Source organism: Lentzea kentuckyensis, from assembly GCF_002150765.1.
GTDB classification, from domain to species: domain Bacteria; phylum Actinomycetota; class Actinomycetes; order Mycobacteriales; family Pseudonocardiaceae; genus Lentzea; species Lentzea kentuckyensis.
Map to the genome: position 1 here is coordinate 73999 of NZ_MUYM01000048.1, position 14137 is coordinate 88135.

The 14137-nt window shown below is 68.1% G+C and carries 11 protein-coding genes; 5 read left to right on the forward strand and 6 right to left on the reverse strand.

Features of this window, described 5'->3' with window-relative positions; translation table 11 throughout:
- The 3 genes from B0F77_RS22670 to B0F77_RS22680 are packed head-to-tail and all read right to left on the reverse strand — an operon-like array spanning nt 1 to nt 3055.
- A complete protein-coding gene (locus B0F77_RS22670) occupies nt 1–822 on the reverse strand; it encodes a carbohydrate ABC transporter permease (RefSeq protein ID WP_086664962.1) in 822 nt (273 codons plus the stop codon).
- Nucleotides 822–1778, reverse strand: a complete 957-nt coding sequence (locus tag B0F77_RS22675; RefSeq protein WP_245848550.1) for a carbohydrate ABC transporter permease — start codon at nt 1776–1778, stop codon at nt 822–824. Before B0F77_RS22675 ends, B0F77_RS22670 begins: the two co-directional genes overlap by 1 nt.
- Nucleotides 1779–1783: 5 nt before the next feature.
- Nucleotides 1784–3055, reverse strand: coding sequence for an ABC transporter substrate-binding protein (locus tag B0F77_RS22680; protein ID WP_086664963.1), 1272 nt, complete (start codon nt 3053–3055; stop codon nt 1784–1786).
- 135 nt (nt 3056–3190) lie between these two features.
- Between B0F77_RS22680 and B0F77_RS22685 the strand changes: the two genes are divergently transcribed.
- The 4 genes from B0F77_RS22685 (at nt 3191) to B0F77_RS22700 (ending at nt 7248) form a co-directional block, all read left to right on the forward strand.
- On the forward strand, nt 3191–3964 hold the full coding sequence (locus B0F77_RS22685; protein WP_086664964.1) for a FadR/GntR family transcriptional regulator: 774 nt from the start codon (nt 3191–3193) through the stop codon (nt 3962–3964).
- A 194-nt stretch (nt 3965–4158) separates the two neighbouring features.
- Nucleotides 4159–4731, forward strand: coding sequence for a TetR/AcrR family transcriptional regulator (locus B0F77_RS22690; RefSeq protein ID WP_086664965.1), 573 nt, complete (start codon nt 4159–4161; stop codon nt 4729–4731).
- Nucleotides 4732–4751: 20 nt separating this feature from the next.
- Entirely contained in the window at nt 4752–6698 is a 1947-nt protein-coding gene (locus B0F77_RS22695) for an ABC transporter ATP-binding protein (RefSeq protein ID WP_086665002.1), read from the forward strand.
- Between the two features lie 94 nt (nt 6699–6792).
- The gene (locus B0F77_RS22700; protein WP_086664966.1) at nt 6793–7248 is read left to right on the forward strand and encodes a hypothetical protein; all 456 of its coding nucleotides are present in this window, start codon (nt 6793–6795) and stop codon (nt 7246–7248) included.
- A gap of 193 nt (nt 7249–7441) precedes the next feature.
- Here the strand turns inward: B0F77_RS22700 and B0F77_RS22705 are convergent, their stop codons facing one another.
- Nucleotides 7442–7933 (reverse strand): DUF6653 family protein, encoded by a 492-nt coding sequence (locus tag B0F77_RS22705; protein WP_086664967.1) that lies wholly within the window; start codon nt 7931–7933, stop codon nt 7442–7444.
- Nucleotides 7934–7976: 43 nt separating this feature from the next.
- Complete coding sequence (locus tag B0F77_RS49090; RefSeq protein ID WP_211293937.1) at nt 7977–8195, reverse strand: hypothetical protein; 219 nt, start codon at nt 8193–8195, stop codon at nt 7977–7979.
- Nucleotides 8196–8353: 158 nt separating this feature from the next.
- On the opposite strand from B0F77_RS49090, the gene B0F77_RS22715 reads away from it, so the two are divergent.
- Complete coding sequence (locus B0F77_RS22715; protein WP_245848554.1) at nt 8354–10603, forward strand: hypothetical protein; 2250 nt, start codon at nt 8354–8356, stop codon at nt 10601–10603.
- 25 nt (nt 10604–10628) lie between these two features.
- On the opposite strand, the gene B0F77_RS22720 is transcribed toward B0F77_RS22715, so the two are convergent.
- Complete coding sequence (locus B0F77_RS22720; protein ID WP_086664968.1) at nt 10629–13367, reverse strand: beta-L-arabinofuranosidase domain-containing protein; 2739 nt, start codon at nt 13365–13367, stop codon at nt 10629–10631.
- Between the last annotated feature and the right edge of the window lie 770 nt (nt 13368–14137).

Here is a 14137-nt window from a genome sequence, read left to right on the forward strand (position 1 = left end):
TCAGCCCTTCGTGGACCCGGCGGTGACACCGTCGGCGATCTGGCGTTGCAGGAACAGGTAGACGACCAGGACCGGGATCGCGGCGATCAGCACACCGGACGCGAACGTCGGAATGTCGTCGGAGTACTGGCCGCGCAACGACGTCACGCCGACCATGAGCGTGCGGTGCTCCGCGGACGGCATCATCAGCAACGAGATGAGCACGTCGTTCCAGCAGAACAGCGCGTTGAGCACACCGACGGACAACAGCGCGGGCGTCCCGATCGGGAGCATGATCCGCCAGTAGACCCCGTAGACCGTGTTCCCGTCGATGCGCGCGGCGTCGACGATGTCCGGTGGCACGGTCGAGTAGTAGCTGGTCAGCAGGAAGATCGTGAACGGCAGGAACTGCGCCACGTAGGCGAGCACCAGTCCCGGGTAGGTGTCGACGAGACCGGTGTCCGCCATGATCCGCGCCAGCGGCACCATGATCACCTGGAACGGGATGAACAACGCGGCGAGAACGCCCAGGAAGAGCGTGGACGAACCGCGGAACTTCAACCGGGCCAACGCGAAACCCGCCATCGACCCGAACAACAGCAGCAGCGCCACCGAGAACGCCACGACGATCACCGAATTGAGGAAATAGCGGGACATCCCGACGGTCGTCCACGCCTTGACGACGTTGTCCAGGCTCAGCGAGTCGGCCAGGGAGAACCGGTCGAGGACGTACTCGCGCCGGGTCTTCATGGCGACGTTGGTGGTGAACACCAGCGGGTAGATCGTGGCCAGTGCGAGCGCGGCCATCGGGACCGCGACGACCCATCTGGTCGACCTGGACATCAGTCCTCCTTGCCCGTGCGTCGCAGGATGCCGATCTGGGCCAGTCCCACCACGAGCATGATCAGGAACAGCGCCGTGGACGCCGCGGAGGCGAGCGCGGGCTGGTTCATCTGTCCCTGCTGGATCCAGACGTAGTACTCGGGCAGGTAGGTCGACCCCTCCGGCCCGCCGCTGGTCATCACGTACAGCAGGCCGAACATCGACGTCAGCATGCCGATCATGGTCGTCACGAAGACGAACTGGATGGTCCGCGACAGGCCGGGGACGATCACGTGCCGGACGGTCTGCGCGAACGACGCGCCGTCCACCTTCGCGGCGTCCAGCAACGACGCGTCGAGGGTCGCGAACCCGGCCAGGAAGACCACGAGCGCCATGCCGAACGTCGCCCAGACGTGCACCCCGACGACCGCGAAGATCGCCACATCGGGATCGCCGAGCCAGTCCACCGGCCCGATGCCCACACCGGCGAGCACCGCGTTGAGCGGACCGTCGAACGCCAGCAGCAGGTTGAAGATCGCGCCGACGATCACCGGCGACAGCACGGCGGGAAAGAAGTAGACGCCGCGGTAGACGCGGTGCCCCGGCACTTTCAGGTAGATGAACGTCGCGAGCAGACCGGGGATCGCCACCGCGACCGGCAACAGCACCACGAGCAGGCCCACGTTGCGCAACGCGGTGCGGAAGAGCGGATCACCCAGCAGCGTCAGGTAGTTGTCGAAACCGACCATCATGCCGTCGCGGTCGCCGTCGCCGGTGAAGGAGAAGTTGATCCCGAGCACCAGCGGCCACAGCCGCAGCCCCGCGATGATCAGGATGGCCGGCGCCAGCAGTACCAGGGGCGCGAACCGCTCGGCCCGTGATCCCCCGCGGTTGCGCCGTGGCGACGTGACACCGGCGGCCTCCACTGTGGACGCGGTGGGCGCCGCGTCCACAGTGGACAAGGACTGTGCGGCCACGTCGATCAGCCGGTCTTGTCGGAGGCGGCCAGCTGCTGCAGCACCTCGTCCACCGTGATCGAGCCGCTGAGCAACTGCTGGGAGAGGCGCCCCATGAGGTCGATCGTCTTGGACCCCAGGGCGACGTGCAGGGCGGGCTTGCCGGTCTTGACCTCCGAGACGATGGTCTTGACGGCCGGGCCACCGGCGGAGGTGTCGATCGTGGTGTCGGACGCGATCGCGCCACCGTCGAGGTAGAACGCCTTGAGTGCCTCGGTGGACGTCAGCGATCGCACGAGATCCGCCGCCAGCTTCGGGTCCTTGGTCCACTTCGCCACCGCGTAGCCGATGCCGCCGTCGAACGGCAGACTCGGCTTCGCCGCGGGATTGATCACGGGCGCCTGCGTGACGCCGACCTTCTCCGCGGTGAGGAACTCGGCGAAGTCCTTCCAGTGCCCCACATCGGACATCAGGCCGATGACGTTGGCCGCCTTGCCCGAGTTGAAGGCCGCGAACGCGTCGTTGAACATCGCGGTGGAGTTGGCGCCGTCGGTGTTGAGCCCGGAGTCACCGGCCTGCTTCCAGAGCTCGAAGATCTTCTTGACGTTCGCCGAGGACCAGTTCCGCTTCCCCGCGATCCAGTCGTCGTACTCCTGCGGAGTCAGCACAGCGGAACCCAAGGCGGACAACCAGAACTGGATGCCGATGCCCTCCTTGTTGCCCAGCGCGAAGCACTTCGCCCCGGTCTTCTGGGTGACGGCACCGCAGTTCTTCACGAAGTCGTCCCACGTCTTCGCGGGCGCGTCGGGGTTGAGACCGGCCTTCTGGTAGAGGTCCTTGTTGTAGTAGATCGGGTGCCCCTGCAGCGTCACCGGCTCGGCGTAGACCTTGCCCGCCTTGGTGAACGCGTCCCAACCGGCCAGCCGCTGCCGGTCGTCGGCCACATAGGAGTCCAGCGGGGCGAGCGCGTCCGAGCGGTCGCGAATCTGGCCGCCGCCGTTGAACAGCATGACGTCCGGCCCCTTGCCGGACTGGATGGCCGCGCCGAGCAACGTGTAGTACTGGTCGAACGGCTGAGCCACGAACTCGACGTTCACGCCGGGATGCTTCTTCGCGAAGTCGTCCTTCGCCTTCTGCACATAGCCCGCCGCCTTCGGGTCGCCCGACTTCCAGTCCCAGACCACGAGCTTGTCGCCGGAACCACCGGACGACGAGCCCGGACCGGAGGCGCTGCCACAACCGGCTGTCAGCGTCAGTCCCACCACCAGGACCGCGGAACACAGGGTGCGCTGCTTCATCGCTGCTCACTTCCCGAGACGGTGGCCGGGCGGCGAGGGCCCGGACGAAGTGAGCTGAACGTAAGTCGTATGACGTATTACGTCAATGCCCGATTGAGGTTAGACTCGACGTCACGCAATCAACGCGGAGGAAGAATGACGGCATCAGGCCAGCGGCCGATCAGGAGTGCGCCCACAGCCCCGAGCTGGGTGCACCGGCCGATGAACCTGGCCGGCGCGGTCACCACCGAGCTCGTGGGGCGCATCGTGCGCGGTGATCATCCGCCCGGCACCTCGCTGCCGCCCGAGCCCGCGCTGTGCGAGTCGTTCTCGGTGAGCCGGACCGTGATCCGCGAAGCCGTGAAGGTCCTGCAGGAGAAGGGTCTGGTCCAGGTGCGCCAGGGCGCGGGCACGATGGTCACCCCGCAGTCGACGTGGAACATGCTCGACGAGGTCGTGCTGGGGGCGGTGGTCGCCGAGGACGAGACGCTGGGCGTGCTGGACGACCTCGTGGTCACCCGCCGGCTGCTCGAGTCGGACATGGCCGAGGTCGCCGCACGCACCGCCGACGAGGCGACGGTCGAGGAGCTGCGCGCTCTCGTCGATCTCATGGACCAGGTGGTGGGCGATCCCGTCGCGTACCGGAAGCACGACCACGCGTTCCACGACACGATCATGCGGGCGTCCGGCAACCGGATCGCCAGAGGCGTGGTGCGCGCGCTGGAGAGTCAGGTCTTCAACACCGCCCGCTACACGGGCCGCACCGACCGCCGGCTGTGCGCGGCCTCGAACCAGGGCCACCGCGCCATCTGCGAACGCATCGCGGCGCACGACCCGGCCGGTGCCGCCGAGGCCATGTTCACCCACATCACCGAGGCCTGGCTGGTGCGCCGCAGCGACGCGGGAGAGCCCGGCAGGCTGGATCGCTAGTAGGTTGTCGCGGCTTGGTTGTGCTCCCGGTTGTGGATGAAGGGACCCTTCATCCACCTCAGGTCGATGAAGGGTCCCTTCATCCACGGGGCTCGACCACGGGCTACCGGCATACTCACTTGACGGAGTGAGCGCTCACTCCGCACTATGGGCGCATGACACCAGCATCAGAAACCCGGCGAAGAGCGCCGGGCATGAGCGCCGAGGACCGGCGCGCCATGATCGTGCACGCCGTGCTGCCCCTCCTGATCGAGCACGGCGCGAACGTGACGAGCAGCCAGATCGCCCGCGCCGCCGGCATCGGCGAGGGCACGATCTTCCGCGCGTTCAAGGACAAGGACGAGCTGTTCGACGCCTGCACGGCCGAGGCGCTGAGGCCCGATCACGTGCTCGACGCGATCGCCGAGATCCCCGTCGACCAACCGCTGGCGGACCGGCTCGTCGAAGCCGCCGAAGCACTCGGCGCGCACCTCGAGCGGATGGGCGCGCTGATGGGCGCGCTGCACGCGTCCGGCCGGATCAAGCACCGCGACCCCGAACAGCGCCAGAAGAACAAGGGCGGGCGGCGTGAGTCGATGGCCGCCATTCGTGCCGCGATGGTCGACCTGTTCACGCCGGAGCAGGATCGGCTGCGGCTGCCGCCCGAGCAGCTCGCCGGCCTCTTCCTGACCTTGTTGTTCGGCGGCCGCCGGATGGCGTCGGACGACGCGCCCACCACGCGCCAGGTGGTCGACTTCTTCCTGCACGGCGCCGTGGAGGCCGGATGATGCCGGGCGGCGGGGGCGGCATCGAGTTCATGCTGGGCCGGCGCGGCCGCCGGCGCCGCGCCTCGACGGTGCCGGAGAGCGGGCTCACCGGACCGGTCGACATTCCCGAACCGAAGCCGGACGACGAACCGAAGGACCTGCGCTCCCGGCTGAAGCGCGCGAGGACGTCCGTGGCGGGCACCGTCCGCGGTCTGCCGAAGGTCGCGAAACTGACGTGGCAGGCCAGCCCGATCCTCACGATCCTCCTGGCGCTGATCACGCTGCTGTCGGGGCTCCTGCCGACCGTGACCGCGTACATCGCGAAGCTGCTGTTGGACTCCGTCGTCGCGGCGATCCAGCACACCGGCACCACGCGTGACATCGCGAACATCGCCTTATTCCAGTTCGGCGTGCTCGCCGCGTCCGCGATCAGCAGCGCGCTGACGTCGATCGCGCAGTCGCTGCTGCAGGAACGCATGACACTGACCATCCGCCACCGGGTGATGGCGCACGCCAGCGAACTGCACCTCGCGTACTTCGAGGGCTCGACGTCCTACGACATGCTGCGTCAGGCCGCACAGGAAGCGCCGACGCGGCCGTTGTCGATGATGAACTCCGCGCTGGGGCTCGTGCGGACACTGATCACGTTCGGCAGCATGGTCGCGTTGCTCGTCTCGATCAGCCCGCTGCTGGCCCTGGTCGCGCTGGTGGCGCCGATCCCGGCGTTCATCTCGCAGTCGAGGTACGGCTCGCGCGCGTTCTGGCTGACCTTCATGATGTCGCCGATCAAGCGCCGGATGGACTACCTGTCCTCTTTGGTCACGACGGACACCTACGCCAAGGAGACGAAGCTGTTCGGGCTCGGCCCGTACTTCGTCGACCGGTTCCGCCGGCTCGGCACCGTCTCCTACGAGCGGCAGCGGAAGCTGACGATCAATCGCAACATCAGCTCGACCTCCTGGGGGCTGCTGAGCACGCTCGCGGGTTCGGCGATCACGTTGTACATCGCGCTGGAAGCGGTCGGCGGCCGGCTCACGCTGGGCGACCTGGCGCTGTACACGGCCGCGGCGGCGTCCGTGCAGACGTCGGTGTCCGGGCTGTTCACGGCGTTTTCCGGGATGTACGAGAACAACCTCTACCTCGACACGCTGTACCGGTTCCTGGACACGAAGCCGGAGATCACCGCGCCGGCGGCACCACGACCGATGCCGTCCACAGTGGAGGGTCACATCGAGTTCGACTCGGTGACCTTCAGCTACCCCGGCGCCGAGGAGCCCGCGCTGGACGACGTGAGTTTCGAGATCCGGCCCGGCGAGACGGTGGCGGTGGTGGGCCGCAACGGCGCGGGCAAGTCGACGTTGTTCAAGCTCCTCTGCCGGCTCTACGACCCGACCGCCGGCCGCATCCTGCTCGACGGCGTCGACATCCGCGAGTACGACCCGGTCGACCTGCGCACACGGATCAGCGCGATGTTCCAGGACTACGTGACGTACCAGGGCACAGCCGCGGAGAACATCGGCCTCGGCGACCTGGCGCGGCTCGAAGACCGCCCGCACATCGAGGACTCGGCCCGCCGCGCCGGTGCGGACGAGCGGATCGAACGACTCCCCCAGCGTTACGACAGCCCGCTCGGCCGCTGGTTCGACCAGGGCGTCAGCCTGTCGGGCGGTGAGTGGCAGAAGATCGCGCTGGCCAGGGCGTTCCAGCGGGAGGCGCCGATCCTCGTGCTCGACGAACCGACCTCGGCGCTCGACGCACGGGCCGAGCACGACCTGTTCTCACGACTGCGGGAGCTGTCGGAAGGCCGGACGACCCTGTACATCTCGCACCGGTTCTCCACCGTGCGGCAGGCCGAGCGGATCTTGTTGCTGGAGCACGGAAAGGTCGCCGAATACGGGACGCACGAGGAGCTGATGGCCGCCAGGGCCGGGTACGCCGAGCTGTTCACGCTGCAGGCCCAGGCATACCTGGACGAGGTGCCGGGCTGAGCCGTTTGCCACAGGTTCGCACCCGGTAACGCGACCGAACAGGCCAACGACGTGTAGTGCACGAGACCTCCTCCACGATCCCCAGGAGGCACCAATGCACGACGACGGCCTGAAGCTGGACGAGTTCTCCCTGAGCGTCGGCGACGCGGACAGCAGGCACGAACTTCCGCAGGATCCGAGCGGTGACACGCTGTCCGCGGAGGCGGCGGCGCTGTCACTCCTCGTTCGAGCCTGCCTGTTCGCGGAGAACCACTTCGGCCTGCGCGTGGCCGAATGCGACGCACCCGGCGCGCCGAGCCGGTGGGGTCCTGTCCATCGGGTGCATGCGCCCGGCTCGTACCACTACAGCCATCGCGCCGCCGACATCTCGGGTACGGAGCAGGCGATGCGCAGATTCTGCGACTGGGCCCTGCGCACCCACCTGGGCGATCTGGCGGAGCTGATCCACAACCCGGGAGCCTCGGTCAAGGGCGGCAAGAAGGTGCCGTCGTCGTTCTGGGGCGCCACGACCTGGGCCGCCCACCGCAACCACGTCCACCTCGCGATCTAAGCAGCCCGCCGGAAGTCGTGTCCGGCCCCGATGGCGTCTGCAAGTACCACCAACTCAACATCAACAGGCACTTTGCTACTACCAACAAGGCCATTCATCCACAGTCCTTGCAGACGCCACTCGGCACCAGCTGGCACGGATGTTCCGGACAGGAGTTCTGGCCAGGCGCTCAGTGCTGCGGAACAGCGCGACGCTAACCCGTGATCACCCCGTCGCGCCGCTCGGCCCGTTCCCACAGCCAGCCGAAGCGGTCGATCCGCCACAGCTGCGGCACGACCAGCAACGTCGTCCCGAAGATCGTCGGCCACACGTCGAGCCGCACCAGTCCCCAGACCATGAGGCCGACCCCGGCGAGGCCGAGCACCACCAGAATCCTCAGCACGACAAGGTGATGCGGCGGCACCAGCGACTTGTCGCGCACCCACTCGTGCTCGCCGTAGATGCCCCGGGCGACCCAGCCGCGCGGCTCGACCGGCGGGAACGCCGAAGGGTTCACGAACAGCCACGCGACCACGGCCGCGATCGGCACCAGGCACCACCAGCCGATCCACGTGCGGCTCCAGATCGCCAGCAGCATCAACGGAATCGCGGCGAACCGCGTCCACACGCTCCACGGGTTCGCGTGCCGCCGCCAGGCTTCCTCGTCCATCCGGAACGCCTTGGCCACCGCTTCCTTCAGATCCATTGTGGATGCTCCCCGATCTCTTCCATATCCCCATGTGTGACGATCAACGCCCGTCCACCGCCGTGAACGCCCTGAGCCAGCGGTCGTCGGTGAACAGCCCGCCGGTGAGCATCTCCAGTCCGGCTCGTGCGCCACGTACGGCCATGGCGGTCTCGGCCGGATCCCCGCCGACCAACCGGCCGCACGGAGCTGCCCGCGACGCCGTCGACGCCGTCGACGCCGAAGCGCGCCAGTGCCGCGTCCCGGATGCGAGCTCGCGCACTGAGGTCAGAGGCTGAACGCATGTTCAGAGTATTGAACATGCGTTCAGCGATGCGCAAGTGGCAGCTCGGGACGAAGGTGAGCCGCCTTGACACCGCCGCGGAGGCCACGAAAACTGACCGCGCTTTGAATGTGAACGCTAACAACGGAGTCCCCCACGTGCGCGCACGGCATGACGGCTGCTCGGTTTCGGCAGTGGTGACCGCGGTTCTCCTCGCCGCCCTCTGTTCACCGAGTGCGGTCGCGCAACCCGGTGGCAGAGACGTCACCGCCGACATCCGGGCGAACCGGAACGTGACGCTCAGCGGGGACGCTGTCGTGCGACTGCCCGGTGGCGTCACCACCTACACGGGTGTGATCACCGGCGAGGGAACCTTCACCGTCGGCGGGACCGGCACCCTGGTGCTGGTCAAGAACAGCGACTTCGCGCTGCCGAGCGGCCGCCGCCGGCAGAAGGTCGTCACCGCGGGCGGCAACCACCCGGTCAACAGGATCGAGAACCCCGACCCGCCCGCCGTGATCGTGCAACGCGGCGCGACCCTCCAGTACGGCGACGGGTCGGGCGCCGACGGCTCCATCGCACATGTCACCCAGGTGCCCGAACTGGCGCTGAACACGCTCAACCACCAGGTCGACGGCGCCCTGGACCTGGCGCTGCGCCGGCGGCTGAACCTGGGTGTCATCAGCGGGTCCGGCCTCGTCAAGCAACGGAGGGGCACCTGGCCCGGCATCGATCTGCCGGGCACGCACCCGTTCACGGGCACGCTCTACGTCGGCACGGGCGCGGACTACGGCAGCCTGCACTACCTGACCGCCCTGCCGCACGTGCGCAAGGTGGTCAACCAGGGCTCGTTCATCCACAACGCGCCGGACAAGGAGGTGATCACCGACGCCGCCGACATCTACTCGCAGTACTACGGCAACGACATCAACTTCCACACCTGGGGCTCCGGCGTGGTGCGGATGTCGGGCGTGTACAGCTGGTCGGACAACGGATCGGACACCGACCCCGCGCTCAGCGACCCGGCCAGGAACTTCGCCACCGTGCCGCACCGCGACAACAAGCGCGGTATCAACATCGAAGGCGCCACGGTGACCTGGGGCGACGGCACGAACAACCGCTTCTTCCTGCCTGGCAACGAGAACACCGTCTACATCAACATGCACGCGGAGGGCAACGGCACCCGCAGCATGCTGACGTTCGACTACAACGGTCCGGTCACCCTGGACGCGCCCATCTCGGGCGGCAAGTACCACGACACGATGGCGGACGTGGGTCGCGGCGGTGTCGTCATCGCGCCGACCCCCGGCAACGCGGTCACCTTCACCGCGCCGCAGAACTACGACGGTGACACGACGATCGGTGCCGGCGCCTCGCTGCGGCTGGGCGACGGCAGCCCGCAGGGCGACAGCTCGCTGCTGCGCACCGGCAAGATCGTCGACAACGGCGAGCTGATCACGCAGAACGCCACCCAAGGCGTCGAGCTCGCCCGGATCAGCGGCACGGGTTCGGTGACGCAGGCCGGTCCGGCCGTCACCACCCTGACCGGTGGCCTCACCTACACCGGCAGGACGACGGTGCGGGCGGGCACGCTCGCGGTCACCGGCGGCACCCTCGCCGCGAGCGCGGCGGTCGACCTGCCGGCGACCGGGGCGACGCTGGACCTCACCAAGGCCGGTGACCAGACGATCAACAACCTCTCCGGTGTCCAGGGCAGCACGGTGACGGCCGGCCGTGCCCTCACCGTCCACGCCGCGACCGCCACGACGTTCGGCGGCACCATCACCGCGGCCGGCGGCGTCACCAAGACCGGCCCCGAAACGCTCACCCTCACCGGTTCGCACACGACGCCGGACGTCCCCTGGTCCGTCCGGGAGGGAACGGTCGCGCTGACCGGGTCCGTCCAGGCGCGGCAGCTCACCGTGGAGCCCTCGGGCACGTTGCGGGCCACCGGCACCGTGGAGGGCTTGCTGGACAACGCCGGAAAGGTCGCCGCCGACGGACTGACCGTGCGCGGCGCCTACACCCAACGGCCCGGGGCGCGGCTGAGCGCGACCCGGATGAGCGTCACCGGCGCGGTGACACTCGCGGGCACCTTCGAGCCAGACGCCGCGCACGGACCTGGCGTCATCATCGACAACCAAGGCACCGGCCAGATCAGCGGCACCTTCGACGGCCTGCCCGAGGGCGCCGCGGTCGGTGGGCTTCACCTCACCTACCGCGGCGGTGACGGCAACGACGTTGCGCTGACGGGCGATTCCGTTGCGACAGGGCAGGACGCCACCTCATCGCCGGCCGCGGTCCTGTCGAGCTTCTGGCCGTGGTGGTGGCTTTCCGCGGCCGGTGTGCTCGCCGTACTCGTGGTCCTCGTGTTCCTGCTGCGCAGGCGGTCGGCGAACCGGGCCTGAGCCCGGTCCGCCGGCGTCTACGGGATCAGACGAAGCGCCACAGGTGGTCGTTGGTGCCGTTGTCGTCCCAGATCACCACTTGCGCGCCCCTGGTGGTGGACGCGCCGCTGATGCCGAGGACCCGGCCGCCGTTGGCGCACTGGATGCGGAAGTAGCCGCCCGTGCCGTAACGCAGGCGCCACTTGTGGTCGACAGCGCCGTTGTCGGCCCACTGCTGGACGCGGGCGCCGTTGCCGGTGGCCGCGCCCTCGACGCCGAGGACCTTGCCGCTGTTGCTGTTGCGCAGGCGGAAGTAGCCGTCGGGGTCGAGCACGGCGGTCCACAGGTGGTCGGCGGTGCCGTTGTCGTCCCACTGGATCACCAGGCCACCGTCCGAAGTGGACATGTTCTGCACCCCGAGGAGGAGACCGCTGCCCAGGTTCTGGACGCGCCGGGCGCCGGTGGGCACGAACCGCCAGTTGTTGTCCGCACCGCCGTTGTCCGGGTCCTGGACCGCCTGGGCGCCCTGAGCGGTGGACCCGTTGAGGATGCCCAGCATCTTGGAGCTGTTGGCGTTGCGGAGCTTGTGGGTGCCGTCGCCGTTGTCGACGATCGTCCAGCGGTGGTCGGCGGTGCCGTTGTCCGCCCACTGCAGGACACGGGCGTTGTCCGCTGTGGACATCTGGTCCACGCCCAGGACCTTGCCGCTGTTGAGGTTGCGCAGCCGGACCGCGGTACCGTCGGGCACCAGCTGCCAGTTGTGGTCGGCGGTGCCGTTGTCACCCCATTGCAGGGCGTCCGCGCCGTCCGAAGTGGACATGGTGCGGACGCCGAGCACCAGGCCGCTGGCGGCGTTGAACAGCCGGTAGCCCGCGTTGGAACTGTTCCCCGTGTTCCAGTAGACGGTGTAGTTGAACCCGTGGGCGTTGTAGAACGGGCCGAGGCCGACCGTCGCCCCGTCGGCCGAAGCGGTGAACGTCAACGCCGAGGTGCTGGTGCGGATGATGGATGCGGGGTTGAGAGACGGGAGCGTGCTGAACACGGTGTCGCCGTAGTTGCCGGCCAGCACCACGGGGCCGTAGGTGATCGCGGCGACTTCGGGGTTGTCGTTGGCGGGTTGCAGGACCACCCGCATCGGCAGCCGCACGGTGACGGTGTCGCCTGTGGCCCACGAACGGGTCAGGCTCGCGTAAGTGCCTGGTGTGGCGGTGATGTTCTGGGCAACGCCGTTGACGCTGACGGTCGCGCCGCTCGTCCACGCGGGGATGCGCAGGCGCATGGTCCACGAGCCGCTCGCGTTGCCCGTCACGGTCAGGGTGGTGGTGTCGCTCACCGGGAAGTTCGTGGTCTGGGTGACGGTGATCCCGCGGGACGCCCAGTTGAGCACCGAGGCCGTGTAGAGGTTCACGGTCAGCGTGGTGCCGTTGTGGAAGTAGATGGAGTCGGCCAGGCGGGTGTTGACCTCCAGCGCGGTGCCCTGGCAGCACCAGAAAGTGCCGTAGTCGGTGCTGAAACTGCCGCCTCCCACCGCGGGACCCACTACTCCCCTGCGGCCGCCGGGATTGAGCGCGGTGAAGTAGCAGACGTGGCCGTGGCTGCTGCCGGGGTCCTGCTGGCCCAGCAGGTGGTTGAGCAACGCGCGTTCGTAGAAGTCGAAGTAGGACGACTTGTCCGGGTCGAGCAACCACAGTTCCCTGGTCAGCTTGAGCATGTTGTAGGTGTTGCACGCTTCCGCGGCGTCCTTGGCCAGGAAGCCGGCGATGGCGTTCGGCGCGCGGAAGTGCTCGGCCTGGCTGTTGCCCCCGATCACGTAGGTGTGCGCGCCGACGGTGATGTCCCACGCGTTGCGGGCGATGTCGTGGTAGCGGGTGGTACCGGTGGCCTTGTACTCACGCGCCGCGCCAACCCACTTGGGCACCTGCGTGTTGGCGTGCAGGCCGTTCAGCCGGTCCTGGTTGGCGGCCAGTGGATCGAACACCACGGCGTGGTCGAACCGTTGCGCGACGATCAGCCACCGGGAGTCGCCCGTCTGCTGGTACAGGTCGGTGAGAACGGCGTTCATGCCACCGAACTCCGTCTGCAGCGTGGCCTGCATCTGGGCGGTGGTCAGCCGGGCGGTGCGCCAGTCCACCCAGCCCGCGAACCGCAGCAGCACGTCGCGCGCCTCGGTGTTGCCGATGTAGCGCCACACGTCCAGCAGACCCGCCAACGTCTTGTGCAGGCAGTAGTACGGCACACCCTTGGGCCTGCCTCCCTCCAGCAGGTCGAAGTCCGACTCGGGGAACCCGGACAGGTACCCGGTGTTGAACCCCGCCGCGGCGTTGTTCGCCTGGCACTTGGCCAACTCCGCGACCATCTGGTTCGCCCTGTCCCGGCAGGTGGTGTCACCGAGCACCGCCCAGGCGTTGGCCCACGCGCTGAGGAAGTGCCCGTTGCTGTGGGTCCGGAAATCGAAGTTCGGGGCCTCCCAGCCACCACACGCCACCGCTCCGTTGGTCGACAGCCGGTGGTTGGCGCGGAAGTTGTAGAGCAGCCGATCCACGTCGATGAACCGCAGGTACTCCAGCGTCCGGTCCTGGTTGTCCAGCCACCGGCTCGCCGTCAGCCGGACCTGGCCCAGGTCGAACGAGAACGCCGACGCGCCGATGTCGTCGCGCACCGGCGGTACCAGCGCGGCCCCGGCAACTGGCGTCAGCGAGGGGACCAGCGCGGGCACGGCGGTCGCGAGGGCGGCGACGCCCGCGGCCTGCAGCAGCCTGCGGCGGTTCATGGCGGAAGAAGACATGATGCTCCTGGATCGACTGCCGCCGCTGCACGAGCAGCCGCGGGCACACCTGTGGGGCTCGTCGTCGTGAGGGTCAGCGTCGGACGGTCGACGCGAGGGGCGCGCGCATCACCTGTGCGGACACGACAGTGAGGTGGCGACCGCCTGCGTGCTCACCGGGACAACAGCCCGGTGAACGGCTCGGTGCGCGGCACGGCAGAGCATCGCATTGTGGACAACCTCTCCGTCGGGGTCGCACCGGTTCTCACCACGATCGAACGAATGTTATCGCTAACAATTCGATCAGTACGGCAGACCGTCGTCCGATCGCGGTGTGGCGTATAGGTAACCTCCGCGTTGACGCCTTGTCAACAGTCCGATTCCGAGAAGTGCCCGCTGAAACGCGTTAATCCTGTTAGCGCTAACAGGCCAGGTCGGGGCGGTTCGGGCTGGCCATGGCGACGGCGACAGCCCGCCACCGAGGCTCACCAATCGAGACCCGACGACTGCACCGAAGCGGACGAATCACGTCTCGGCTGCCGATTCCACGGGATCACGACACCACGGCGAAGCTTCGCCGCCGGCGACCGGCAAGCGCCCACGCGTGAGCACGACCCATTGACGTGAAAGTTGCCGTCATGTTCTCATCTACCTCAGCCAGAAAATGTTAACGCTAACAATTTCTGGCCCTCGCGGGATCCGCCTACGAACCAAGGCTGCACTGCAAGGACGCAGGGAGTGCGCAGACATGGCATCAGCGAGTGGCACCGTCACCAGAACCGAACCCTGCC